The following is a 24,685-nucleotide window of genomic DNA, read 5'->3' on the forward strand; positions in this document are numbered from 1 at the left end:
CGGCCGCCGCACCCCGGACGTGGCCACCCCACGTGACGATGCGCCGACGCGGTGAAAGCTGAGTAACCTCGTAGGCATGAGGCACCACCGTCACGGCCCGCACGCCCCGGACCCCGAGGTCTGGACCGGGCGGGCCACCAACCGGATCCAGTGGCTGCCGGCGCTCGCCGGGGCCGGCTGCATGGCGCTGGGCATAGAGCTGGCCGTCGACCCCGCGTGGACCTCCGGTGCGGCCCCGCTCGTCATGGCCGTCGTCGGCTGCATCGCGGCCGGGCTGCTGGTCCTCTTCGGCACGCTGGCGTTCGTGCACGTCGCCCTGCGGGTGGACAGGGAGTGCCTCGAGGTGCGCTGCGGCCACATCGGCGTGCCGCGCCGCCGCATCCCGCTGTCCCAGGTCGCCGGCGCCGAGTTCGTCCCGCACGTCACCCCGCGCCACTGGGGCGGCTGGGGCTACCGCTGGCGGCCCGAGAGGGGCACCGCGGTCGTCGTCCGGTGCGGCGAGGGCGTCGCCCTCCGGCTGTGGGACGGCCACACCTTCACCATCACCGTGGACGACGCGGAGGCGGCCGTGCGCGTGATCCGGGACCGGCTGCGGCCGCGGACGCCCGGCCCCGCCCACTGAGGCCGCCGCGCGGCCGTACGTCCGTCATGCCCGCGCCGGCGGGCGGCGCGGGCCCCGCGGACCGCGTCGCCCGCGGTGAGGCCGCCCGCCGTAGACTCCCGGAGTGACCGTCACCGCAACCTCCGCCGGCGAGTCGGACCGACTGCAGCCGCGGGTCGTGCCCACCGCGCGCGGCGCGCGGCTCCTGCGCCTCGTCCCCGCCGTCGCCGCCGCGCTCTCCGGAGCGCTGCTCTACCTCAGCTTCCCGCCGCGCACCCTGTGGTGGCTCGCCCTGCCGGCCTTCGCGGTCCTCGGCCGGGTGCTGCGCGGCCGCGGCTGGAAGGCGGGCCTCGGCCTCGGTTACCTCTTCGGCCTCGGCTTCCTGCTGCCGCTGCTGGTGTGGACCGGAGTGGAGGTCGGCCCGGGGCCGTGGCTCGCGCTGGTGGCGATCGAGGCGCTCTTCGTCGCGCTGGCCGGCGCGGGCATCGCCGCGGTGTCGAAGCTGCCCGCCTGGCCGGTGTGGGCGGCCGGGATGTGGATCGCCGGTGAGGCGGCACGCGCACGCGTGCCCTTCCACGGCTTCCCCTGGGGCAAGATCGCGTTCGGCCAGGCGGACGGCGTCTTCCTGCCGCTCGCCGCGGTGGGCGGCACCCCGGTGCTCGGCTTCGCCGTCGTCCTGTGCGGCTTCGGCCTGTACGAGTGCGTGCGCCTCGCCGCCCGGGCCCGGCGCACCCGGGCCGTACGGCGGGGCGCGGCGGCCCTCGCCCTGTGCGCCGCGGCCGTGCCGGTGGCGGGGGCCGTGGCGGCCCGGCCGCTGGTCGGCGACCGGGCGGAGGACGGTTCCGTGACCGTCGCCGTCGTCCAGGGCAACGTGCCCCGCGCGGGCCTCGACTTCAACGCCCAGCGCCGCGCGGTGCTCGACCACCACGCGCGCGAGACGGAGCGCCTGGCCGCCGAGGTCAGGGCCGGCAGGGTCGCCAGGCCCGACTTCGTGCTCTGGCCGGAGAACTCCTCCGACATCGACCCGTTCGCCAACGCCGACGCGCGCGCCGTCATCGACGCGGCGGCCAAGGCGATCGGTGTGCCGATCTCGGTCGGCGCCGTCGTCGAGCGCGACGGCAGGCTGCTCAACGAGCAGATCCTGTGGGACCCGGCCGAGGGCCCCGTCGACACCTACGACAAGCGGCAGATCCAGCCCTTCGGGGAGTACCTGCCGCTGCGCCCGCTCATCGGGGCGATCAACGACACGTGGACGTCGATGGTCCGCCAGGACTTCAGCCGGGGCACCGAACCGGGCGTGTTCACCATGGCCGGCGCCCGGGTCGGCCTGGTCACCTGCTACGAGGCCGCCTTCGACTGGGCCGTGCGCTCCGAGGTCACCGACGGCGCGCAGCTGATCTCGGTGCCGAGCAACAACGCCACCTTCGACCGCAGCGAGATGACCTACCAGCAGCTCGCCATGTCCCGCGTCCGCGCCGTCGAGCACAGCCGGACCGTCACCGTGCCGGTGACCAGCGGGGTCAGCGCGATCATCCTGCCGGACGGCACGATCACCCGGCGGACCGGCATGTTCGTGGCGGACTCCCTGGTCCAGGAGGTGCCGCTGCGCTCGTCGAGGACACCCGCCACGCAGCTGGGCGTCCTGCCCGAGACCGCCCTGGTGCTGCTCGCCGCGGGCGGGCTCGGCCTGGCCGTCGCCGCCGGGATGCGCGGGCGACGCGCCGGTGACGCGTAGCCGTACGCCCGCCGCACGTTCCTCGAAGTCGCCGGGGGCCGCGCGGACCGCCCGCTAGGGTCGGGGCCATGGCCACTCCTGACTTCATCCGCACACTGCGCGCCTCCGCCGGACACCAGCTGCTGTGGCTCCCCGGAGTCACCGCCCTCGTCTTCGACGAGGCGGACAGGGTGCTGCTGCACCGGCGGTCCGACACCCGCAGGTGGTCGGTGATCGGCGGCATCCCGGAACCGGGGGAGCAGCCCGCCGCCTGCGCCGTGCGCGAGGTGTACGAGGAGACCGCGGTGCGCTGCGCCGCCGAGCGGATCGTCCTCGTCCAGGCCCTGGACCCGATCACCTACGACAACGGCGACGTCTGCCAGTACATGGACATCACCGTCCGCTGCCGGGCGGTCGGCGGCGAGGCGCGGGTCAACGACGACGAGTCGCTGGAGGTGGGCTGGTTCGCGGTGGACGCCCTGCCGGAACTGAACGAGCCCGGCCTCTTCCGGATCAAGCAGGCCCTGGCCGACGCACCCACATGGTTCGACCCCACTGGATCCTGCTGAACTGTGGGGCGTGACCACATGGGGCGGGGCGCGGTCGCCGCCTAGGGTCGGGCCATGACCTCGCCCAGCGTCCCCCCGGCCTCCCACGCTGCCCCGCTCGACCTCGGCGGCCGCACCGCCCTCGTCACCGGCGCCGCCGGAGGCATCGGCCGCGCCTGCGCGCTGCGGCTGGCGGCCGCCGGGGCCGAGGTCAGAGCCGTCGACCGGGACACGGCCGGCCTCGACGCGCTCGCCGCGCACTCCGCGGGCCTGGCGGGCGCCGTCGAGCCGCACGTGCTGGACCTCACCGACCTGGACGCCGCCGAGCTCGCCGCCGCGGGCACCGACATCCTGGTCAACAACGCCGGGCTGCAACTGGTGCGGCCCATCGAGGAGTTCCCGCCGGACGTCTTCCACACGGTGCTCACCGTGATGCTGGAGGCGCCGTTCCGGCTCATCCGCGGCGCCCTGCCGCACATGTACGGGCAGGGCTGGGGCCGCATCGTGAACATCTCCTCCGTGCACGGCCTGCGCGCCTCGGCCTACAAGGCGGCGTACGTGGCAGCCAAGCACGGCCTGGAAGGACTGTCCAAGACCGCCGCCCTCGAAGGCGCCCCGCACGGGGTCACCTCCAACTGCGTGAACCCCGCCTACGTGCGCACCCCGCTCGTGGAGCGGCAGCTCGCCGACCAGGCCCGGGCGCACGGCATCTCCGAGGAGCGCGTCCTGACGGAGGTGCTGCTGCGGGACAGCGCCGTCAAACGGCTCATCGAACCGGCCGAGGTCGCCGAGGCCGTGGCGTACCTGTGCAGCCCGCAGGCGTCCTTCGTCACCGGCGCCTCCCTGGTCCTGGACGGCGGCTGGACCGCGCACTGAACGAGCCCGCGATGGTCCGCCGAGTCGTCCACAAGGCTGACGCCGCGGTGCGCTCATGAGCGATCCTGTGAACATGTCCCGCGATCACGTCCAGTCCGCCCGGCGCCCGGCCGCCGGCGCCCCGGCGCCCGCCGGCGGCGCCGAGACGCCGTTCCTGGAACTGCTCGCCCGCGGCGCGTCCGCCGACGCCTACGAGCAGCCGGTGCTGCTCGCCCGGGCCGAGGGCCGGCCGGCCGAGCGGATCGCCGCGCTCGAGGACGCCAAGCTGCTGGCGCTGCGGGTGCGCGCGGAACTGGAGGGACGGCGCCGGCGCGAGGCGGAGCTGTCCGCGCTCTTCGAGACCGCCCACGACCTGGCCGGACTGCGCGACCTGGACGCCGTACTGCGGGCGATCGTGCAGCGCGCCCGGTCCCTGCTCGGCACGGACGTGGCCTACCTCAGCCTGAACGACCCGGCCAGGGGCGACACCTACATGCGGGTCACCGAGGGCTCGGTCGCGGCCCGCTTCCAGCAGCTCCGGCTCGGCATGGGCGAGGGACTCGGCGGCCTGGTCGCGCAGACCGCCCGCCCCTACGTCACCGAGGACTACTTCCAGGACGACCGCTTCCGGCACACCCGCACCATCGACGCGGGCGTGCGCGACGAGGGGCTCGTGGCCATCCTCGGAGTGCCGCTGACGCTGGGGCACCACGTCATCGGGGTGCTGTTCGCCGCCGACCGGCGGGCCCGGGTCTTCGAGCGGGAGCAGATCGCCCTGCTCGGCTCGTTCGCCGCGCTCGCGGCGGCCGCCATCGACACCGCCAACCTGCTGGCCGAGACCCGCTCGGCCCTCGCCGGCCTGGAACGGGCCAACGAGATCATCCGTGACCGCAGCGCGGTCATCGAGCGGGCCTCCGACGTGCACGACCGGCTCGCCGAACTCGTCCTGCGCGGCGGCGGGGTGCACGACGTGGCCGCCGCCGTCTCCCAGGTCCTCGACGGCACCGTCGAGTTCGCCGAGGCCACCGCCGCACCGGCCCGGGCCCTGGAGGCGTCCCGCGCCGAAGGGCACGCGGTGCGCCACGGGGACGACTGGATCGCCGCCGTCGCCGCCGGCGGCGAGCTCCTCGGCGCGCTCGTGCTGCGCGGCCACCCGGGACTCGACCCCGTCGACCAGCGCACCCTGGAACGCGCCGCCATGGTCACCTCGCTGCTGCTGCTCGCCCGGCGCTCGGCCGCCGAGGCCGAACAGCGCGTCCGCGGCGAACTGCTGGACGACCTCCTCGACGCCCGCGACCGCGACCCGCGCCTGCTGCGCGACCGCGCCGCGCGGCTGCACGCCGATCTCGACGCCACCCACGTCGTGCTCGCCGCCCGCCTGGACGGGACCGCCGCCGACGCCGGCCAGGAGGCGGACACCCGCAGACGCCTGGGGGCCGCCGCCGCCCACCTCGCGGCGACCCGGCAGGGCCTGTCCGCCGCCCGCGACGGCGGCACCGTCCTGCTGCTGCCCCTCGACCCCGGCGACACCGCCACCGCCGTGGCCCGCCGCACCGCCCGCCAGCTGGGCACGGCCGTCCACGAACCGGTCACCGTCGGCGCCTCCGCCCCCGTCGAGGACCTCGCCGCCCGGCCCGACACCGTGGCCGCCGCGTACGCGGAGGCCCGGCGCTGCCTCGACGTCCTGCCGCTGCTGGGCCGCTCCGGGGACGGCGCCGCCGCCGAGGACTTCGGCTTCCTCGGCCTGCTGCTGGCCGGCGACCGGGACATCACCGGCTTCGTCGACCGCACCGTCGGCCCGGTCGCCGCCTACGACGAACGCCGCGGCACCGAGCTGCTGCGCACCCTCGAGGCCTACTTCGCCTGCGGCATGAGCCCCGCCCGCACCAAGGACGCGCTGCACGTCCACGTCAACACGGTCGCCCAGCGCCTGGAACGCGTGGGCCGCCTCCTCGGCGCCGACTGGCAGCACCCCGCCCGCGCCCTGGAGATACAGCTCGCCCTGCGCCTGCACCGGCTGGCCGCCCCCGCACGGCACTGACCCCCGCCGCGCCACGCGCGCACGGGGGCCGGACGGCGAGCGGGATCAGACGGTGCGCGCGTCCGCGGCCCGGGCGGCCTCCGGCTCCCCGGCGGCGGAGGGGCCGACCGCGGCGAGGTCCCGGTGACGGGTCTCCCGGCCCGCCGCCACGGCGATCACCGTCACCACGGCCGCGGCGATCACGTACAGCGCGATCGGGGTGGAGCTGCCGTGGTCGGCCAGCAGCGCGGTGGCGATCAGCGGGGCGGGGGCGCCCGCCGCGACCGAGGCGAACTGGGCGCCGATGGAGGCCCCGGAGTAGCGCATCCGCGTCGCGAACATCTCGGAGAAGAAGGCGGCCTGGGGCGCGTACATCGCCCCGTGCAGGACCAGGCCCACGGTCACGGCGACGAGCAGGCCGCCGAAGCTCCCGGTGTCGACGAGCCCGAAGAACGGGAACATCCACAGCCCGACGCCGGCCGCGCCCAGCAGGTACACGGGACGCCGGCCGATCCGGTCCGAGAGCGCGCCCCACGCCGGGATGACGGCGAAGTGCACCGCCGAGCCGATCAGCACCGCGTTGAGCGCGGTCTGCTCGGAGACGCCGGCCGACGCGGTGGCGTAGACGAGGATGAACGCCGTGATGACGTAGTAGCCGATGTTCTCCGCCATGCGCGCGCCCATGGCGACCAGCACGTCGCGCCAGTGGTGGCGCAGCACGGACACCAGCGGCGTCCGCTCGGCGCCCGCCGTGCGCGCCTCGGCCTGCGCCAGCGCCTGCCGGAAGACGGGCGACTCGTCGACGGACAGCCGGATCCACAGACCGACGATCACCAGCACACCGGAGAGCAGGAACGGGATCCGCCAGCCCCAGCTGCCGAAGGCGGCGTCCGACAGGACGGCGGTCAGCAGCGACAGCACGCCGGTCGCCAGCAACTGCCCCGCCGGCGCGCCGGTCTGCGGCCACGACGCCCAGAACCCGCGCCGCCGCGCGTCCCCGTGCTCGGACACCAGCAGGACGGCCCCGCCCCACTCGCCGCCGAGCGCGAACCCCTGCACCAGCCGCAGCACGGTCAGCAGCACGGGCGCGGCGGTCCCGATGGTCGCGTGCGTGGGCAGCAGCCCGATCGCGAAGGTCGCGCCGCCCATCAGCAGCAGACTGAGCACCAGCAGCTTCTTGCGGCCGAGCCGGTCGCCGTAGTGCCCGAACACCAGCGCGCCGAGCGGCCGGGCGGCGAAGCCGACGGCGTACGTCAGGAACGACAGGAGCGTGCCGACGAGCGGGTCGGACTCGGGAAAGAACAGCTTGTTGAAGACCAGCGCGGCGGCGGAGCCGTAGAGGAAGAAGTCGTACCACTCGATGGTGGTGCCGATGAGGGACGCGGCGACGATGCGCTTGAGGTTGCCGGGGGGCGGGGGAGCGGTTGCCGGGGAGGCCATGTGCGCCACTTCCTCGTGTGCGGTGGGGACGGGTACGTGTCGGCACACCGTAGGAACACGCAGGTCAGGCTCACATGTGGCGGGGCACCACAGTTCGGGGACCGGGTATGCGCGCGGCCACCATGCCGGCTCGGGGAAGGGGGATTCAGGGGCCCGGGAAGGCCGGGACGGGCGCTGCCCGGGAGGCGCGGTCGGGAACGGGGAACGCGGTCGGCTCGTCCGGGAGGGCGGCTGCGGGCCCCTGGGCGAGAGCGTGGGCGGCTGCGGGCTCCTGGGCGAGAGCGCGGGCGGTCGGCACGCGCCGGCGTTCGCCGCCGGGGAGCCGGCCGAAGGGGCGGGCGGGCCAGGCAGGTGGCGTCCACCGCGGCGGGCGCCGACCGGATCGGGCCGGCGCCCTCGGGCGTGTCCCCGTCGAGCAGCCGTCCGTGCCGGGCGGGGCCCGTCGCGACGGCCTCGCGCGCGGAGAGGCCGAAGCCGGCACCCGCCTCCTGCACCGCCGTCGCCCCCTGCGATGCCGGCCCCGGGCCGCCGTCACTCACCGGCCATCGTGCCCAGGAAGCGGATGTGCGGCCGGTCGCCGGGGCCGGGGCGGGTGACCGTGGCGCGCACGCCGTAGACGTCGGCGATCAGGGACTCGGTCAGCGTGTCGCCCGGGGAGCCGGCGGTGACCACCCGGCCGTCCCGGAGGACGACGACCTGGTCGCAGTACATGGCCGCCAGGTTCAGGTCGTGCAGGGCGACGACGCTGGTGACGGGTAGCTCGGCGATCAGGTTCAGCAGGTCGAGCTGGTGCTGGATGTCGAGGTGGTTGGTGGGTTCGTCCAGCAGCAGCTCGCGCGGCTCCTGGGCCAGGGCACGGGCGATCTGTACGCGCTGGCGCTCGCCGCCGGAGAGCGTGTGCCAGGGCTGGTGCGCGCGGTCGGCGAGACCGGTGCGCTCCAGGGCGGTGCGCACGACCTCCTCGTCCGCCGCGGTGGCGGGGGCCCAGACGCGCCGGTGCGGGACGCGGCCGAGGCGTACGACGTCGAGGACGGTCAGCTCCACGAGGGTGTCGGCGTGCTGCTCGACGACGGCCACGCGCCGGGCCACGGCGCGGCGGCCCCAGTCGCCGAGTGGACGCCCGTCGAGGGTGACGACGCCGGAGGCGGGGGCGAGGACGCCGGACAGCAGCCGCAGCAGCGTCGACTTCCCCGAGCCGTTGGGGCCGAGCAGTCCGGTCACGGAGCCGGGCCGGGGGGTGAGGCTGACGCCGTCGAGGATCAACCGCCCGTCGAGGGTGCGGGTCACGCGGTCGGCGGCGAGGGCGGGCGGCCCGGCGGGCGACGCTTTGCCGGGCGCCTGCCCGGCAGTCGCCGGTCCACCGGCCGGCGGCCGGGCACCGTCGCCCCGCCGCTGTGCGCGGGCCGTCATCGCGTCCTCCTCGTGCGGTACAGGACCAGGACGAACGCCGGAACACCGACCAGTGAGGTCACCACGCCCACCGGCACCTCCCGCGGATCGAGGACGGTGCGGGCCAGGGTGTCGGCCCAGACGAGGAACACCGCCCCGGCGAGCGCGGTGACCGGCAGCAGCCGGGCGTGCCCCGGGCCGGCGAGGGCGCGGGCGGCGTGCGGCAGGACCAGGCCGACGAAGCCGATGGCGCCCGCCGAGCTGACCAGCGCCGCGGTCAGCAGCGCGGTCACGCACAGCAGCACCAGCCGGGTCCGGGCGACCGGGACCCCGAGCGTCGCCGCGGCGTCCTGACCGAAGGCGAAGGCGTCCAGGGCGCGCGCGTGGCCCAGGCACACCACGAGGGCGAGCGTCAGGACGGCCGCGCACAGTCCCACCTCGGTCCAGTCGGCGCCGCCGAGCGACCCGAGCAGCCAGAACAGCACGCCCCGGGTGGTCTCCGCGTCGGCCGCCGTCGTCACCACGAACGAGGTCAGGGCGGAGAACAGCTGCATCGCCGCCACCCCGGACAGCACCACCCGGTCCGTCGTCCCGCCGAGTGTGTGGCTGAGCAGCAGCACCAGCGCGAAGGAGCCGACCGCACCCACGAACGCGCCGCCGGAGACGGACAGGACACCGCCGCCGGCGCCGAGGACGATCACGACGACGGCGCCGGTCGACGCCCCGGAGGAGACGCCCAGGACAAAGGGGTCGGCGAGGAGGTTGCGCAGCAGCGACTGCATCACCGCGCCGCACACCGCGAGTCCGGCTCCGCACACCGCGGCGAGCAGGGTGCGCGGCAGCCGCAGGTTCCAGACGATGCCCTCGCGGATCGCGGTGAGATCCGTCGTGCCCCAGCCCAGGCGGGAGGCGATTACGGACCAGGCGTCGCCCACACCGATGTCGGCCGGGCCGATGGTGACGGCGACGGCGACGGACGCGGCGAGCACGGCCAGCCCGCCGCCCAGGCCGGCCACGAGGCGCAGCCCGCCCGCCGCGCCCCGCGGCGGGCGGGCCGGGGAAGACCGCGGAGCGGTCCTCATCCGGCGAGCCCGTGCTCGCGCAGCGCCGCGGCCACCTTCTCCACGCCCTCGACCGTACGGATCGTCGGGTTCATGGCCTGCCCGCTGAGCAGCACGTACCGCTTCCTTCTCACCGCCTCCATGTTCTTCGTCGCCGGATTCGACTCCAGGAACGCGATCTTCTTCGCGGCCGACTCGGCGGTCTGCGACCTGCGGGTGAGATCACCGATGACGAGCACGTCGGGGTCGCGGTCGGCGACGGTCTCCCAGTTGATCCGGGGCCACTCCTGGGTGCTGTCGGCGAAGACGTTCTTCGCGCCGAGCGCGTTCGTGATGATGCCGGGCGCGCCGCAGCAGCCCGCCATGTAGGGGGACTCCTGGCTCGCGAACCAGTACAGAACGGTGGTGTTCCCGGCGCGCGTCCCCGACGCGGCCTGCGCGATGCGGCTCTCCAGCCGGGCGATGAGCTTCTCGCCGCGGTCCTCCACCCCGAAGACCCGGGCCAGTTCCCGCACCTCGCGGTAGACCGTCTCCATGGCCAGGAGCTTCGTCCGTGAGCCGTCACCGTCGCCGCTGTTGTCCTTGCCCTCGCAGTCGGCGGGCGACAGATACGTCGGCACGCCGAGCTCCTCGAACTTCTCGCGGGTGGCCACTCCGCCCTTGCCCAGAGTGGACGCGAAGGAGGAGGCCACGAAGTCCGGTTCGGCGTCCAGCACCCTCTCGAACGACGGCTGGTCGTCGGCCAGCCGAGGCACCTTCGCGTCGGCCCGCTCCAGTCCCTTCATGACGGGGTCGGTCCAGGTGGCGGTTCCCGCCATCCGGTCGGCCAGGCCGAGGGAGAGCAGGATCTCGGTGGTGCCCTGGTTCAGGGACACGGCCCGCTTCGGCGGAGCCTCGACCGTCACCTTCCGCCCGCAGTTGTCGAACGTGACGGCTCCCGCGCCGGAACCGGCGGACTTCGCGGACGAGCCGGCGCCGGAACCGCATGCGGCGAGCAACAGGGCCCCGGTCAGGAGCAGGAGGGAGCGGCGAGCGGGACGTGACAGGTGCACAGTGTCGGCTTTCTCAACGTCAGGACCCATGCGCGGGGCCCGTGCGGACGGTCGGGTGCCAGCAGGTCTTCGGACTCGGGGTCATCCCGGCGGGACGCCTTCCCGGACCCGGCCGTGACCGTCGTCCAGTGGCTGCTGTCCCGCCCGTCGCCCTCACCGCTGCGCGTCAGTTCCGGACTCCCACCGGATTCCCTGACCCGTGCACGCGTGGCCGCGTTCACGAGTTCGACTGGCGTCCGGAAGGTACCACGCCCCGCCCGCGCGGCCCGAGGCGCCCGCCGCGCCCCGGGCGCGGGAACGCGCGGCCGGGACGGACGCGGCCGTCGAGGCCGTACGGCGGCGGATCGCGAGCCGAGGGGGCGGGGTGTGTGGTGCGCACCCGCAGGACGCGGCCGTGCGCGGGGCGTCCTCGGCCGCAGAGGCCTGCCGGCGCTCGCTCCGGTCCGGAGGCTTCGAACACGGCTCGCGCAGCCTCCCGTCCACACGTCGCGCGGTACGTCGAAGCGCGGTCCCACCGCACGGCGACAGCCCGGCGCCGTCTCCCCCGGCGACGAGGTGCGTGCGGTGACCGTCTGTCACCCCGACCCCGGGGACCGGCCGCACACGCGTGTTCCAAAGCGGACCCGGGCCGAGTGGGTCCCCGCCGCACCGCTGATCCGGCCGGCCCGCGGGCGCCGCTCGCCCGGCCGTCCCCTCGCCGCGTACGTCCGTGAGGCCGTCGCGGCCGGGCCGGGCACGCGGGTCACCGTGCCGATCCCGGGGACGGGGCCGGAGCGGCTGTGGCAGCGGTTGCTGCGGAACCCGCGGGGCGCGGTCGGCGCGCACGCCGTACGGCGGGAAACGGACGCGGTGATCCGCCGCCTCCGCTTCCGGCTGCGGTGAAGCTGCCCACCTGCAATCCCCTTCCTTACTCACGGGTACGGACAGGCGGCGTATGAGTTCCGTCAAAAAGCTCCGCGATGCCGTAAGGGAGTCGTCAATGGACGCTCCCATCCGGCCGTAAAGGCGCTTTCCTCTACTCGTCCGTTTCAACCGAGCCCGACTTCAGGAGTGCGCGATGGCCGATCTGGCCTTCGTCGTCACCACGCTCGCGGTCTTCGCGCTGGTGGCCCTCATCGCCAAGGGGGTGACGAAGCTGTGACCGCCGAGAACGCCGTCGGCCTGGTCGTGGCCGTCTCCCTGCTGGGTTACCTCATCCTCGCCCTGATCTTCCCGGAGAGGTTCTGAGCCGCAGCATGGGTCCCGTAACCGCCGGCGTGCTCCAACTGCTCGCCCTGACAGGCGCGCTGGCACTCGTCCACATCCCCCTCGGCAATTACCTGGCCAGGGTCTACTCCTCCACGAAGCACCTCCGGGTCGAGAAGTGGATCTACAAGGGCATCGGCGCCGACCCCGACACCGGGATGCGCTGGCCCGCGTACCTGCGCGGCGTCCTCGCCTTCTCGCTGAGCGGCGTCCTGTTCCTGTACCTGCTCCAGCGGCTCCAGGGCGTCCTGCCCGGTTCGCTGGGCTTCGACGCGATCGACCCGGACCAGGCGTTCAACACGGCCGTGTCCTTCGTGACCAACACGAACTGGCAGTCGTACCAGGGCGAGCAGGCCATGGGCCACATCGTGCAGACCGCCGGACTGGCCGTGCAGAACTTCGTCTCCGCGGCCGTCGGCATGGCCGTCGCGGTGGCGCTGGTGCGCGGTTTCGCGCGGTCCCGCTCCGGTGAGCTGGGCAATTTCTGGTCGGACCTGGTGCGCGGTGTCGTGCGCGTCCTGGTGCCGTCGGCGTTCGTCGCCGCCCTCGTGCTCGTCGCATGCGGTGTCCTCCAGAACTTCTCCGGCATCCACGAGGTCGGCCGGTTCACGGGCGGCCCGCAGCAGTGGAACGGCGGCGCGGTCGCCTCGCAGGAGGCCATCAAGGAGCTGGGCACCAACGGCGGCGGCTACTTCAATGCCAACTCCGCCCACCCCTTCGAGAACCCCACCCCGTTCTCGAACCTCTTCGAGATCTTCCTGATCCTGGTCATCCCGTTCTCGCTGACCCGCACCTTCGGCGTCATGGTCGGCTCCGTGAGGCAGGGGTACGCGATCCTCGCCACGATGGGCACCGTCTGGGCCGGTTTCGTCTCACTGACGATGTGGACCGAGTTCTCCCACAACGGCCCGGCCTTCGAGCTGGCGAACGGGGCGATGGAGGGCAAGGAGGTCCGGTTCGGCGTGGGGGCCTCGGCGATCTTCGCGACCTCGACCACGCTCACCTCCACCGGCGCGGTGGACTCCTCCCACTCCTCCTTCACCGGTCTGGGCGGCGGCATCACCCTGCTCGGCATGATGCTGGGCGAGATCGCGCCCGGCGGCGTGGGCTCCGGCCTGTACGGCATGCTGATCATGGCGGTCATCGCCGTGTTCGTCGCCGGCCTGATGGTCGGCCGCACCCCGGAGTACCTGGGCAAGAGGATCGGCGTCCGCGAGATCAAGCCGGCGGCCTGCTACATCCTGGTCACCCCGGCGCTCGTGCTGGTCCTCACCGCCGTCGCGATGGCCCTGCCGACCCCGGCGAACTCCATGACCAACAGCGGGGCGCACGGGTTCTCCGAGATCCTGTACGCCTACACCTCGGCCTCGAACAACAACGGCTCGGCCTTCGCCGGCCTGGACGCGGACACCCGGTGGTTCAACACCACGCTCGGCATCGCGATGCTGCTCGGCCGGTTCGTGCCGATGGTGTTCGTGCTGGCCCTCGCCGGCTCGCTGGCCCGGCAGACGCCGGTGCCGGCCACCGCGGGCACCCTGCGCACCGAGAAGCCGCTGTTCACCGGGCTGCTGGTGGGCGCCATCCTGATCATCACCGGTCTTACGTACTTCCCCGCCCTCGCGCTGGGCCCGCTCGCCGAGGGGCTGGCGTGACGACCACCCGCACCCAGAACCCAGAGGACTCCATGTCCACATCCACCCTGGCGCCCCACCGGGACGCGCCGACGGGTCACAAGGCCCCCGAGGGCCGTGCCGGCGCCGGTCTGTTCGATCCCGAGCAGCTGGTGAGATCGCTGCCGGACGCGTTCCGCAAGCTCGACCCGCGGGTGATGGCCAAGTCTCCCGTGATGTTCGTGGTCCTGGTGGGCTCCGTCCTGACGACGGTCTTCTCCTTCGCGGACCCGGGCGACTGGTTCGGCTGGACCGTCAGTGCCTGGCTGTGGCTCACCGTGATCTTCGCCAACCTGGCCGAGGCGGTGGCCGAGGGCCGCGGCAAGGCGCAGGCCGACACCCTGCGCAAGGCGAGGACCGGCACGGTCGCGCGCCGCCTTCTCCCGGAGGGCACCGAGGAGCGGGTACCCGGCACCGGGCTGAAGGTCGGCGATCTGGTCGTCTGCGAGGCGGGAGACGTCATCCCCGGCGACGGTGACGTGGTCGAGGGCGTCGCGTCCGTTGACGAGTCGGCCATCACCGGTGAGTCGGCGCCCGTCATCCGCGAGTCGGGCGGTGACCGCTCGGCCGTGACCGGCGGTACGAAGGTCCTCTCCGACCGCATCGTCATCAAGATCACGACGAAGCCGGGCGAGACCTTCATCGACCGGATGATCGACCTGGTCGAGGGTGCGGCCCGGCAGAAGACGCCGAACGAGATCGCGCTGAACATCCTGCTCGCCTCGCTGACGACCGTCTTCCTGCTGGCGGTGGCGACCCTGCCGCCGTTCGCGGACTACGCGGGCTCCCACCTGCCGACGGTGGTGCTGGTCGCCCTGCTGGTGTGCCTGATCCCCACCACGATCGGCGCCCTGCTCCCCGCGATCGGTATCGCGGGCATGGACCGCCTGGTGCAGCGCAACGTCCTGGCGATGTCGGGCCGTGCGGTCGAGGCCGCCGGTGACGTCTCCACACTGCTGCTCGACAAGACCGGCACCATCACGCTCGGCAACCGCCAGGCCGCCGAGTTCGTGCCGGTGCGCGGCACCACCGAGGCCGAGGTCGCCGACGCCGCCCGGCTCTCCTCCCTGGCCGACGAGACGCCCGAGGGCCGCTCCATCGTCGCCCTGGCCAGGGCGAAGTACGGGCTGCGCGAGCGCCACCAGGGCGAACTGGCGGGCGCCGAGTGGATGGAGTTCACCGCGCGGACCCGCATGTCGGGTGTGGACGTCGACGGCAGGAAGATCCGCAAGGGGGCGGCCGGCTCGGTCATCTCCTGGGTCGAGGAGCGCGGCGGCCGGGTCGCCGAGGACGCCGGCACCGCCGCCGACCGCATTTCCGAGGCCGGCGGCACCCCGCTGCTGGTCGCGGTCGAGGACGCCGACGGCGCCCGGGTCCTGGGGGTCGTCCACCTCAAGGACGTCGTCAAGGAGGGCATGCGGCAGCGGTTCGAGGAACTGCGCCGCATGGGCATCAAGACGGTCATGATCACGGGTGACAACCCGCTGACCGCGAAGGCGATCGCCCAGGAGGCGGGCGTGGACGACTTCCTCGCGGAGGCCACCCCCGAGGACAAGATGGCCCTCATCGAGCGGGAGCAGGCCGGCGGCAAGCTGGTCGCGATGACCGGTGACGGCACCAACGACGCGCCCGCGCTCGCGCAGGCGGACGTCGGCGTGGCGATGAACACCGGTACGTCGGCCGCCAAGGAGGCCGGCAACATGGTCGACCTCGACTCCGACCCGACCAAGCTGATCGAGATCGTCGAGATCGGCAAGCAGCTGCTGATCACCCGGGGCGCGCTGACGACGTTCTCCATCGCCAACGACGTCGCCAAGTACTTCGCGATCATCCCCGCCCTGTTCGCGGCCGTCTACCCGGGCCTGGACAAGCTCAACATCATGAACCTGTCCTCGCCGGACTCCGCGATCCTGTCCGCGGTGATCTTCAACGCGCTGGTCATCGTCGCGCTGGTGCCGCTGTCCCTGAAGGGCGTGCGGTACCGGCCGGCCGGCGCCGACAGGATGCTGAGGCGCAACCTCACCGTCTACGGCCTCGGCGGCCTGGTCGCCCCGTTCATCGGCATCAAGGCCATCGACCTGCTCATCTCCCTCGTCCCCGGACTGTGATTCTCGAAAGGCGTGCTGATCGCCATGAACAACTCGGTTACGAACACCGCCCGGTTGCTCGGCGCGGGCCTGCGCGCCCTCCTCGCGCTGACCCTGGTGACCGGCGTCGCCTACCCGCTGGTGATCACCGGCATCGCGCAGGGGCTGTTCAGCGACAAGGCGAACGGCTCCGAGACCAAGGCGGACGGCGAAGTCGTCGGCTCGTCCCTGATCGGGCAGTCCTACCACCTGCCGCTGAAGAAGGGCGAGGAGACCCCGGCACCCGACCTGAAGTGGTTCCAGGGCCGCCCGCAGAACGGCCTCGGCACCAACAGCGTCAACACCCGGTACAAGCTCGTCGTGTCCGGCGCGACCAACCGGTCCGGCGACGACGAGGAGCTGATCCAGTGGGTGAAGGAAGCCAAGGCCGCCGTCGTGAAGGACAACTCCGTCCCCGGCCACACGGTCGAGCCCTCCGAGGTGCCCGCCGACGCGGTCACCTCCTCCGGCTCCGGCCTCGACCCGCACATCTCCCCGAAGTACGCGGACATCCAGGTCCACCGGGTCGCCGAGAGGAACGGCCTGCCCGTCGCTGAGGTCCGGAAGCTGGTCGACGCACACACCGAGGGCCGTACCCTCGGCTTCATCGGTGAGCCCCGGGTCAACGTGCTCGCGCTCAACATCGCCCTCCGGGAACTCCTGGCCAAGAGCTGAGGACGTCACGCGATCCCCACGGAAGCCGGCGGTCCGGGGACATCCCGGACCCGCCGGCTCCCACAGCCGTAAAGTCGGTTCTCCCGCCGGCGCGCCCGGCCCGACGTATCACAGGAGAGGCGGCACACCCATGACCCGGGTGCTCGTGGTGGAGGACGACCCGCAGCTCGTGCGGGCCCTTGTGATCAACTTGCAGGCACGTCACTACGGCGTGGACGCCGCCCCCGACGGGGCCACGGCCCTGCGGCTCGCCGCCACGCGCCGGCCCGACGTCGTCCTGCTCGACCTCGGCCTGCCCGACATGGACGGCGTCGACGTCATCAAGGGCCTGCGGGGCTGGACCCGGGCGCCGATCCTGGTCCTGTCCGCCCGGCAGTCGTCCGGCGAGAAGGTGTCCGCGCTCGACGCCGGCGCCGACGACTACATCACCAAGCCGTTCAGCATGGACGAGCTGCTGGCCCGGCTGCGGGCCGCCGTGCGCCGCACCGAGGACCTTCCGCTCACCCCGGAGACGACTCCGGTCGAGACGGACGACTTCACCATCGACCTGCTCGCCAAGAAGGTCGTCCGGGGCGGGCAGGACGTACGGCTCACCCCGACCGAGTGGCACCTGCTGGAGATCCTGGTCACCCATCCGGGCCGGCTCGTCACCCAGAAGCACCTTCTCCAGGAGGTCTGGGGCATTTCCCAGAGCAGCAAGACCAACTACCTGCGCGTCTACATGGCCCAGCTGCGCCGCAAGCTGGAGAAGGACCCCTCCCACCCCCGTTATCTGATCACCGAGCCCGGCATGGGCTATCGCTTCGAAGCCTGACCGGGGAACGACATGGCACGCGGCACACTCCGGATCTACCTCGGCGCGGCACCCGGCGTCGGCAAGACCTACGCGATGCTGTCGGAAGGACACCGCCGCGTCGAGCGCGGCACCGACTGCGTGGTCGCCTTCGTCGAGCACCACGACCGGCCGCGCACCGAGGTGATGCTGCACGGTCTGGAACAGGTGCCGCGCAAGGAGATCGAATACCGGGGCGGCACCTTCACCGAGATGGACGTGGACGCCGTTCTGCGGCGCGCCCCGGCCGTCGCCCTGGTCGACGAGCTGGCCCACACCAATGTGCCCGGCTCCCGCAACGCCAAGCGGTGGCAGGACGTGGAGGAACTGCTCGCCGCCGGCATCGACGTGGTCTCGACCGTCAACATCCAGCATCTGGAGTCGCTGGGCGACGTGGTCGAGTCGATCACCGGGGTGCGGCAGCGCGAGACCGTCCCCGACGAGGCCGTACGGCGCGCCGACCAGATAGAGCTGGTCGACATGTCGCCGCAGGCGCTGCGCCGCCGGATGGCGCACGGCAACATCTACAAGCCCGACAGGGTCGACGCGGCCCTGTCCAACTACTTCCGCCCCGGCAACCTCACCGCCCTGCGTGAACTGGCGCTGCTGTGGGTGGCCGACCGGGTCGACGCGTACCTGACCGAGTACCGCAGCGAGCACCGGGTGTCGAGGATCTGGGGCTCGCGGGAGCGGATCGTGGTCGGCCTGACCGGCGGCCCGGAGGGACGCACCCTGATCCGGCGCGCGGCGAGGCTGGCGGAGAAGGGCGCCGGCGGTGAGGTGCTGGCCGTCTACATATCCCGCAGCGACGGCCTGACCTCCGCCTCCCCGAAGGAGCTGGCCGTCCAGCGCGCCCTGGCCGAGGATCTGGGCGGCACCTTCCACCACGTCGTCGGCGACGACATACCGGCCGCTCTGCTCGACTTCGCCCGCGGGGTGAACGCCACGCAGATCGTGCTGGGGGTCTCCCGCCGCAGAAGCTGGCAGTACGTCTTCGGTCCCGGCGTCGGCGCCACCGTGGCCCGCGATTCCGGCCCCGACCTCGACGTCCACCTCATCACGCACGGCGAGGCGGGCAAGGGCCGTGGTCTGCCGGTGGCCCGCGGGGCACGGCTCGGACGGTCCCGCGTCGTCGCGGGGTGGCTGGCCGGCGTTCTCGGACCCGTCCTGCTCACCCGGCTCCTGACCGGCGTCGTTCCGGACGTCGGTCTCGCCAACGACATGCTGCTGTTCCTGTCGCTGACGGTGGCGGCGGCCATGCTGGGCGGGCTCTTCCCGGCGCTGGCGTCCGCGGGGGCGGGCTCGCTGCTGCTCAACTGGTACTTCACCCCGCCCGTCGACACGCTGACCGTCGCCGACGGCAAGAACATCGTCGCCATCGCGGTCTTCGTCGGGGTCGCCGTGGCCGTCGCGTCGGTGGTGGACCTGGCGGCCCGCCGCACCCATCAGGCGGCGCGGCTGCGGGCCGAGTCGGAGATTCTCTCCTTCCTCGCCGGCCATGTCCTGCGCGGCGAGACGAGTCTCGACGCCCTTCTGGAACGGGTCCGCGAGACCTTCGGGATGGAATCGGTGGCGCTGCTGGAACGCGAGAGCGACGTGGCGCCCTGGACCTGCGCCGGCAGCGTCGGCCCACGCCCCTGCGCCACCCCCGACGAGGCGGACGTCGACGTCCCGGTCGGCGACCACACGGCCCTGGCCCTGTCCGGCCGGGTCCTGCCGGCCGAGGACCGCCGGGTACTGGCCGCGTTCGCCGCTCAGGCGGCGGTGGTCGTGGACCGCCGGCGCCTGAAGCAGGAGGCGGACCAGGCCAAGGAGCTCGCCGAGGGCAACCGCATCCGCACCGCCCTGCTCGCCGCCGTCAGCCACGACCTGCGCACACCGCTCGCCGGCATCAAGGCGGCGGTCACCTCCCTGCGCTCCGACGACGTCGAGTGGTCCGAACAGGACCGGGTGGAACTGCTGGAGGCCATCGAGGACGGCGCCGACCGGCTCGACCACCTCGTCGGCAACCTGCTCGACATGTCCCGCCTCCAGACCGGCACCGTCACCCCGATCATCCGCGAGACCGACCTGGACGAGGTCGTCCCGATGGCGCTCGGCGGCGTACCCGAGGACAGCGTGGACCTGGATGTCCCGGAGAGCCTGCCCATGGTCGACGTCGACCGCGGGCTGCTGGAACGGTCGGTCGCCAACGTCGTCGAGAACGCGGTGAAGTACAGTCCGCCGGGCGAGCGCGTCCTGGTCTCCGCGAGCGCCATAGCCGACCGGGTGGAGGTCCGGGTCGTCGACCGCGGCCCCGGTGTCCCGGACGAGGCCAAGGACCGCATCTTCGAACCCTTCCAGCGCTACGGCGACGCCCCGCGCGGCGACGGCGTGGGCCTCGGCCTCGCGGTCGCCCGCGGCTTCGCCGAGGCCATCGGCGGCACCCTGCACGCAGAGGACACCCCGGGCGGGGGCCTGACCATGGTGCTCGCCGTACGGACGGCACCGCGGCACCGGCGGGAGCAGCCGAACGCGTCCTCCGCAGCCACGTCCTGACGGCCCGGAGCCCGCCGGTGCGCGGAGCGTGAGCGGCCGGGGCGTGGGGCCCGGCGCGCCCGGGGGCCGGTGGGGTCAGCCCGTGGCGGCCCGCTCGATCAGATCCGCAGCCCGGTACAGCCCGTTGCGGGCCCGGATCGTCTCGCCGACCTCGGTGAGAGCGCGCCGCAGGGCCGTGTCGCCGAGCAGGCGGTCGATCGCGCCGTGGAGCTGGGCGTCGGTGAAGCGGTACGGGTCCAGCCGGACGCCGTAGCCCAGCTCGGCCATGCGCTGGGCGTTGTCGTGCTGGTCCCAGAACAGCGGCAGCAGGATCATGGGCTTGCCGAAGTGGAGGGCCTCGGTGGTCGTGTTGTTGCCGCCGTGCGTGATGACGAGGTCGACGAGCGGGAGGATCCGGGGCTGCGGCAGGAACTCCTCGCCCCACATGTTCGGCGGCAGCTCGATCTCCTCGTGCAGCGGGCCCTTGGAGACGATGTAGCGGTGCGGGGTGCGGGCGAGCGAGGCGATGACCCTGCGCATGAGGTCCACGTCGGCCGAGCCGAGCGAGCCGAGGCTGAAGTAGATCAGCGCGCCGCCGCCGGCCGGGCCGGGCGGCAGCGCGAACCTCTCCCGGGTCTCGCGGACCGAGGAGTCCAGCCGGTGCCAGGCGGGGCCCAGCGGACGGGCGCCCGTGTAGTCGGCCGCCTCGGGATAGACGTACAGGTTCAGGTCGCCCTCGTGGATGAACTCCAGGTCGGGCAGCGGGCGCGCGCCCTGCTCGGTCACCCAGGCGTTGAAACCGCTCCACAGGCTGCGGTGGGTGCGGTCGTACGCGGCGCGGAACTCGGCCCACCCGCTCCGGTCCCCGGTCGGGTACCCGGAGAACGGCGGCGGGACGTGTTCGCCTTTCATCTCCAGCGGGTTGCACGAGACGATCCGCACGAAGGGCACGCCCGCCGTGGTCAACGCCGGGAAGCACACGACGTTGTCCTCGACGATCACATCCGGCCGGACCCGGCCGATGATCTCCTTCAGCCGCGGTTCGCAGTACCGGGCGCCGGAGATCAGCTCCTCCCACACCGGTTTGATCCAGGTGTCCAGCTGCTCGACGGTCGGCTTCCGGAACTCGGGCGCGGTGTCGCGGACGAAGTCCTTCCAGAACTGGCCCGCGTCCTGGGGGTGTTCGGGCGGCGGGGCCAGATCGACCAGTTCCTCCTCGAAACCGAGCGGTGCGAGGCGGCCCTTCCAGGACGTCTCCGCGGCGAACACCACCCGGTGCCCCCGGCGGCGCAGGACGTCCCCGATCCCCACGCAGTTGTTCGTCGGCCCGTACGCGCTCTCCGGCGCGAAGAGGACGGTCAGGGGCCGTAACGGTCTTTCCGCAGGTGACAAGTCCCACTCCTCTACCGGTGAAAGCGGTTCCGAAGTCTCGCACCGGGCCCGAACGCCGGGCAAGACCGCCGTCCGGCGGCGGGCCCCGGTCCGCGTGTCGTCCCGCTCGGCCGGGACGGCTCCTCCACGAGCGGGGTTGCGCCGGACGATTCGAAGGCCCGGCGAGCACAAGGTCCCGGGGCCGGCCCGCCGGGTTTCCGGACGGTCCCGTCACGGTCCTGCCGGAGGAGCGGACGAGCGCGAGGGCGTCCCGTTCATACTCCGCCGAGCGGTTCCGGCCGTGGTGCCGGCCGGCGGGTCAGCCGAGGTCGTCGAACATGGCCAGCAGCGCCTGCTCGTCCGTCTCCGGCGGCGGCTGCTCCGGCTGCGGGATCTGCTCGGCCCACACCGTTTTGCCCTGCGGCATGTAGCGGGCGCCCCAGCTCTTGGTGAACTGCGCCACGAGGAACAGGCCGCGCCCGCCCTCCTCGGTCGTGGCCGCCCGCCGGATGCGCGGGGAGGTGTTGCTGCGGTCGGAGACCTCGCAGATCAGCGAGCCGTCGCGCAGCAGCCGCAGGCCCACCGGCCCCGGGCCGCCGTACCGCACGGCGTTGGTGACCAGCTCGCTGACCACCAGCCCGGTGTTGAAGTCCAGCTCCGACATGCCCCAGGCGGCGAGCTGGGCACGGGTGAGCGCCCGGGCCCGCGCCACGGCCGAGGGCTCGGACGGAAGCTCCCAGGACGCCACCCGGTCCCCGGGCAGCGCGTGCACCCGGGCCAGCAGCAGGGCCACGTCGTCGTGCGGGCCGCCGGGCGGGAAGGTGCCCGCGACCCGGTCGCAGATGTCCTCCAGCGCCGGGCCGGCGAGGTTCAGCAGGGCCAGCAGCTGCCCGGTGCGCGCGTCGGTGTCCCCGTAGCCGCGGCTCTCCTTGAGCAGGCCGTCGGTGTACATCGTCAGCAGGCTGCCCGCGGGCAGGCCGACGGTGGCGGACTCGTACGGCTGGATCCCGCCGAGCCCGAGCGGTGGACCGGCGGGGAGGTCGAGCAGCTTTGCCGTCCCGCCGGGTGTCAGCAGGACGGGCGGCGGGTGACCGGCCCGTGCGGCCGTGCAGCTGCAGGACACCGGGTCGTAGATCGCGTACAGGCAGGTCGCCCCGGTCGCGGGGTCCTGTTCGTCGCCCGACTCGTCGGGGGCGCGGCTGACCAGGTCGTCCAGATGGGCCAGCACCTCCTCGGGCAGCAGGTCCAGCCCGGCCAGCGTCCGCACCGCCGTACGCAGCCGGCCCATGGTCGCCGCCGCCTGCAGACCGTTCCCTGGCACGTCCCCGACGACCAGCGCCACGCGCATCCCGGACAGCGGGATCGCGTCGAACCAGTCCCCGCCCACGCCCGCCCTGGCGTCCGCGGGCAGATAGCGGGAGGCCAGCTCGACGGTGCTCAGCCGGGGCAGGACGTGCGGCAGCAGGCTGCGTTGCAGGGTGAGGGAGGCGTGGCGCTCCCGGCGGTAGCGGCGGGCGTTGTCCACGCTGATCGCGGCACGGGCCGCCAGCTCGCCCGCCAGCGTCAGGTCGTCCTCCTCGTACGGCCTCGTCCTGCCGCGGCGGTAGAACCCCGCCAGGCCCAGGACGGAGCCCTGCGCGGACAGCGGAGCGCCCAGGTAGGAGTGCTCGCCCTCGCCGAGCAGGTCGACGGGGTGCACCCGGTCGGCCAGGGCGGCGGTCACCACCGAGTCCGTGCCCGGCTGCCCGCTCTCCAGGCACCGGGCCTGGGGCGTGCCGGCGGGGTAGCCGACCGGCTCGTCCACGCCGCCGGCCGCGGTGTCGCGGAAGTCCTGGTCCGGCCAGGCGGCCACCCGGCGCAGCGCCACGCCGGGGCGCAGCCGTCCGGGCTGCGGCTCCTCGCCCGCGAGGACGCTCTCCACCAGGTCGACGACGACCAGGTCGGCGAAGCACGGCACGGCGATCTCCGCCAGTTCCTCGGCGGTACGCCGCATGTCCAAGGTGGTGCCGAGCCGGACGGCCGCCTCGTTCAGCAGGGACAGCCGCCCGCGCGCCTCGGCGGCGAGCCGGCCGACGCCGGGCTCGCCCACGAGCAGCAGCCACGCGTCGGCCGGTCCGGCGGCGTGCGGTCCCCCCGGCGCACCGGAGGTGTCCGCCCCCGCCGTCCCGGCGGGACGGCGCAGGAGCGGCACACGGCGGCCGTCGGGGGCGGTCGCGGTGGCCGGGCCCGGTGCGCCCGTGCCGCGGGTGTCTTCGAAGCTGACCTCGACCGCCGCGCCCTCGGCGTCGCCGTGGTGCAGCTCCCGGCGGCGCAGCACGGCCGTGCGACTGCCCGCGAGGGGCACCTCGGCGAATGTCTCGTCCGCCGAGGAGATCAGCTCGACGGCACGCTCCAGCAGTGTCAGCCGCTCCTGCGCGGCCAGCCGGGGCGCCGGTCCGCCGAGCCGGGACAGCTCCCCCGAGCCGAGCTCCAGCTCGGCGTGCCCGCCGCGTTCCCTGGCCCGGCGGAAGGAGCGCATGAGCTCGAGCTCGCGGGCCGTGCTCAGCTCCAGCAGGCGCTCCCCGATGCGTTCGGTGGCCTGCTGCAGGACCAGCGCCATGCCGGGCTCGGCCAGCTCCCGGGGCACGGAGAGGTTGACCGCGCCCCGCACGGCGCCGCCCACCGGGTCGCGCACCGGCGCGGCCATGCAGGTCAGCTCCTTGAGGTCGTGCAGGAAGTGTTCGTGGCCGACGACCACGAACGGCGCCCTGGTGCTCAGCACCATGCTGACGCTGCTGGTCCCCATGAACCGCTCGTCGACGTTGGCGCCCGGCACCAGGGAGGCGGCGTCCATCAGCTCCAGCCCCACCGGGTCGCCCCACCGGTCCACGATGTTCGCCCGCGAGTCGGCCAGCGCCACGGTCACCGGTATGCCCGAGAAGCGTTCGCACAGGCGGTCCAGCACCGGCGCGGCGGCCCTGATCAGCCGGGAGTCGGGATCCAGGTCGCGGTCGATCGGCAGGGCCGCCCGCTCGCGGTCGATGCCGAGGGACTGCGAACGCCGCCAGGAAGCGAGGATCTCCGGGCGTACCGCGGTGACCGGCAGCGCCCGCTCGCCGTGATCGCTGCCCGAAGGCGTTGGATACGACCCCACAGAGCCAGGATAGTCGGACAAATGGGGCGTTCGCTTCGGTGGGGGACGTCCGGCCGCCCGCGTTCCGGAGCGAACGGGGACGAAGGGGCCGGGCCCGGCTCCGGGGACGCGCCCCGTCGAACGGGGCGCGAGGCCGCGGGCGACGCCGGCCGGCGGCTCCGCGGGACGGCGGGCGGAGCGCGCGTGCCCGCCGGCCATCGGCCGGATCCGGCAGGGGCGGCCGATGTGCGCCCGGCTGTGCTGCCCTGTGCCCCCCGTGCCCCCGATTCATTCCATCGGGGCCGAAGGGGCCGATCGTCGTACGGCGGACGGTTCCTCCCTTCGACGATGGGACGGTGACCGGCGCGGAGCGGCCGCCACCCCGGTGCTCCCCTGGGTCGCGCAGTCGGCAGTGCAGGCGAAGCGACGAAAAGGGCAGGGGGACGGCATGCGTCCG

Annotated in this window: 18 protein-coding genes and 1 riboswitch; of the genes, 12 read left to right on the top strand and 6 right to left on the bottom strand. The window is 73.7% G+C overall.

Going from position 1 to position 24,685, the window contains the following annotated elements; all coding sequences use genetic code 11:
• The first annotated feature begins 76 nt into the window (after positions 1–76).
• The 5 genes from ACIBAI_RS07455 to ACIBAI_RS07475 all read left to right on the top strand — a co-directional run bounded on the left by ACIBAI_RS07455 (position 77) and on the right by ACIBAI_RS07475 (position 5,759).
• Complete coding sequence (locus ACIBAI_RS07455; protein ID WP_399031809.1) at positions 77–622, top strand: hypothetical protein; 546 nt, start codon at positions 77–79, stop codon at positions 620–622.
• Positions 623–725: 103 nt separating this feature from the next.
• Complete coding sequence (lnt, locus tag ACIBAI_RS07460) at positions 726–2,336, top strand: apolipoprotein N-acyltransferase (protein WP_399031810.1); 1,611 nt, start codon at positions 726–728, stop codon at positions 2,334–2,336.
• A gap of 68 nt (positions 2,337–2,404) precedes the next feature.
• The gene (locus tag ACIBAI_RS07465) at positions 2,405–2,884 is read left to right on the top strand and encodes an NUDIX hydrolase (protein WP_399031812.1); all 480 of its coding nucleotides are present in this window, start codon (positions 2,405–2,407) and stop codon (positions 2,882–2,884) included.
• A 54-nt stretch (positions 2,885–2,938) separates the two neighbouring features.
• Positions 2,939–3,739, top strand: coding sequence for a 3-hydroxybutyrate dehydrogenase (locus tag ACIBAI_RS07470; RefSeq protein ID WP_399031813.1), 801 nt, complete (start codon positions 2,939–2,941; stop codon positions 3,737–3,739).
• 73 nt (positions 3,740–3,812) lie between these two features.
• Positions 3,813–5,759 carry a helix-turn-helix domain-containing protein gene (locus ACIBAI_RS07475; protein ID WP_399032209.1) on the top strand — a complete coding sequence of 649 codons (1,947 nt, stop codon included), beginning with the start codon at positions 3,813–3,815 and terminating at the stop codon, positions 5,757–5,759.
• Between the two features lie 45 nt (positions 5,760–5,804).
• On the opposite strand, the gene ACIBAI_RS07480 is transcribed toward ACIBAI_RS07475, so the two are convergent.
• The 4 genes from ACIBAI_RS07480 to ACIBAI_RS07495 all read right to left on the bottom strand — a co-directional run bounded on the left by ACIBAI_RS07480 (position 5,805) and on the right by ACIBAI_RS07495 (position 10,710).
• Positions 5,805–7,178, bottom strand: a complete 1,374-nt coding sequence (locus ACIBAI_RS07480) for an MFS transporter (RefSeq protein ID WP_399031814.1) — start codon at positions 7,176–7,178, stop codon at positions 5,805–5,807.
• 531 nt (positions 7,179–7,709) lie between these two features.
• Positions 7,710–8,588 (bottom strand): ABC transporter ATP-binding protein, encoded by an 879-nt coding sequence (locus ACIBAI_RS07485; protein WP_399031815.1) that lies wholly within the window; start codon positions 8,586–8,588, stop codon positions 7,710–7,712.
• Entirely contained in the window at positions 8,585–9,649 is a 1,065-nt protein-coding gene (locus tag ACIBAI_RS07490) for a FecCD family ABC transporter permease (RefSeq protein WP_399031816.1), read from the bottom strand. The genes ACIBAI_RS07485 and ACIBAI_RS07490 overlap by 4 nt, the downstream gene beginning before the upstream one ends.
• Complete coding sequence (locus tag ACIBAI_RS07495; RefSeq protein ID WP_399031818.1) at positions 9,646–10,710, bottom strand: ABC transporter substrate-binding protein; 1,065 nt, start codon at positions 10,708–10,710, stop codon at positions 9,646–9,648. Before ACIBAI_RS07495 ends, ACIBAI_RS07490 begins: the two co-directional genes overlap by 4 nt.
• Positions 10,711–10,743: 33 nt before the next feature.
• A riboswitch (cobalamin riboswitch) is annotated at positions 10,744–10,874 on the bottom strand.
• A gap of 370 nt (positions 10,875–11,244) precedes the next feature.
• Between ACIBAI_RS07495 and ACIBAI_RS07500 the strand changes: the two genes are divergently transcribed.
• The 7 genes from ACIBAI_RS07500 to ACIBAI_RS07530 all read left to right on the top strand — a co-directional run bounded on the left by ACIBAI_RS07500 (position 11,245) and on the right by ACIBAI_RS07530 (position 19,766).
• Entirely contained in the window at positions 11,245–11,562 is a 318-nt protein-coding gene (locus ACIBAI_RS07500) for a hypothetical protein (protein ID WP_399031820.1), read from the top strand.
• Positions 11,563–11,817: 255 nt separating this feature from the next.
• Complete coding sequence (kdpF, locus tag ACIBAI_RS07505; protein ID WP_399031822.1) at positions 11,818–11,907, top strand: K(+)-transporting ATPase subunit F; 90 nt, start codon at positions 11,818–11,820, stop codon at positions 11,905–11,907.
• Between the two features lie 8 nt (positions 11,908–11,915).
• Entirely contained in the window at positions 11,916–13,577 is a 1,662-nt protein-coding gene (gene kdpA / locus ACIBAI_RS07510) for a potassium-transporting ATPase subunit KdpA (protein ID WP_399031824.1), read from the top strand.
• A gap of 32 nt (positions 13,578–13,609) precedes the next feature.
• Positions 13,610–15,703 (top strand): potassium-transporting ATPase subunit KdpB, encoded by a 2,094-nt coding sequence (gene kdpB / locus ACIBAI_RS07515; RefSeq protein ID WP_399031826.1) that lies wholly within the window; start codon positions 13,610–13,612, stop codon positions 15,701–15,703.
• Between the two features lie 24 nt (positions 15,704–15,727).
• Positions 15,728–16,396, top strand: a complete 669-nt coding sequence (locus tag ACIBAI_RS07520; RefSeq protein WP_399031828.1) for a potassium-transporting ATPase subunit C — start codon at positions 15,728–15,730, stop codon at positions 16,394–16,396.
• 130 nt (positions 16,397–16,526) lie between these two features.
• The gene (locus ACIBAI_RS07525) at positions 16,527–17,210 is read left to right on the top strand and encodes a response regulator (protein WP_399031830.1); all 684 of its coding nucleotides are present in this window, start codon (positions 16,527–16,529) and stop codon (positions 17,208–17,210) included.
• Positions 17,211–17,222: 12 nt separating this feature from the next.
• Positions 17,223–19,766, top strand: a complete 2,544-nt coding sequence (locus ACIBAI_RS07530; RefSeq protein ID WP_399031832.1) for an ATP-binding protein — start codon at positions 17,223–17,225, stop codon at positions 19,764–19,766.
• A 75-nt stretch (positions 19,767–19,841) separates the two neighbouring features.
• Here the strand turns inward: ACIBAI_RS07530 and ACIBAI_RS07535 are convergent, their stop codons facing one another.
• Positions 19,842–21,137: a glycosyltransferase gene (locus ACIBAI_RS07535; RefSeq protein ID WP_399031833.1), complete on the bottom strand. Its 1,296-nt coding sequence runs from the start codon at positions 21,135–21,137 to the stop codon at positions 19,842–19,844.
• 298 nt (positions 21,138–21,435) lie between these two features.
• Positions 21,436–24,249, bottom strand: coding sequence for a SpoIIE family protein phosphatase (locus tag ACIBAI_RS07540; protein WP_399031835.1), 2,814 nt, complete (start codon positions 24,247–24,249; stop codon positions 21,436–21,438).
• Positions 24,250–24,685 lie beyond the last annotated feature (436 nt).

The sequence above is a fragment of the Streptomyces sp. NPDC051041 genome (genome assembly GCF_044456065.1).
Lineage (GTDB): Bacteria > Actinomycetota > Actinomycetes > Streptomycetales > Streptomycetaceae > Streptomyces > Streptomyces glaucus.

Bases quoted from the DNA above. Each gene is read 5' to 3' on its own strand.
- ACIBAI_RS07455 (WP_399031809.1), top strand. From the start codon at position 77: ATGAGGCACCACCGTCACGGCCCGCACGCCCCGGACCCCGAGGTCTGG.
- ACIBAI_RS07465 (WP_399031812.1), top strand. From the start codon at position 2,405: ATGGCCACTCCTGACTTCATCCGCACACTGCGCGCCTCCGCCGGACAC.
- ACIBAI_RS07470 (WP_399031813.1), top strand. From the start codon at position 2,939: ATGACCTCGCCCAGCGTCCCCCCGGCCTCCCACGCTGCCCCGCTCGAC.
- ACIBAI_RS07475 (WP_399032209.1), top strand. From the start codon at position 3,813: ATGTCCCGCGATCACGTCCAGTCCGCCCGGCGCCCGGCCGCCGGCGCC.
- ACIBAI_RS07480 (WP_399031814.1), bottom strand. From the start codon at position 7,178: ATGGCCTCCCCGGCAACCGCTCCCCCGCCCCCCGGCAACCTCAAGCGC.
- ACIBAI_RS07485 (WP_399031815.1), bottom strand. From the start codon at position 8,588: ATGACGGCCCGCGCACAGCGGCGGGGCGACGGTGCCCGGCCGCCGGCC.
- ACIBAI_RS07490 (WP_399031816.1), bottom strand. From the start codon at position 9,649: ATGAGGACCGCTCCGCGGTCTTCCCCGGCCCGCCCGCCGCGGGGCGCG.
- ACIBAI_RS07495 (WP_399031818.1), bottom strand. From the start codon at position 10,710: ATGGGTCCTGACGTTGAGAAAGCCGACACTGTGCACCTGTCACGTCCC.
- kdpA (WP_399031824.1), top strand. From the start codon at position 11,916: ATGGGTCCCGTAACCGCCGGCGTGCTCCAACTGCTCGCCCTGACAGGC.
- kdpB (WP_399031826.1), top strand. From the start codon at position 13,610: ATGTCCACATCCACCCTGGCGCCCCACCGGGACGCGCCGACGGGTCAC.
- ACIBAI_RS07520 (WP_399031828.1), top strand. From the start codon at position 15,728: ATGAACAACTCGGTTACGAACACCGCCCGGTTGCTCGGCGCGGGCCTG.
- ACIBAI_RS07525 (WP_399031830.1), top strand. From the start codon at position 16,527: ATGACCCGGGTGCTCGTGGTGGAGGACGACCCGCAGCTCGTGCGGGCC.
- ACIBAI_RS07530 (WP_399031832.1), top strand. From the start codon at position 17,223: ATGGCACGCGGCACACTCCGGATCTACCTCGGCGCGGCACCCGGCGTC.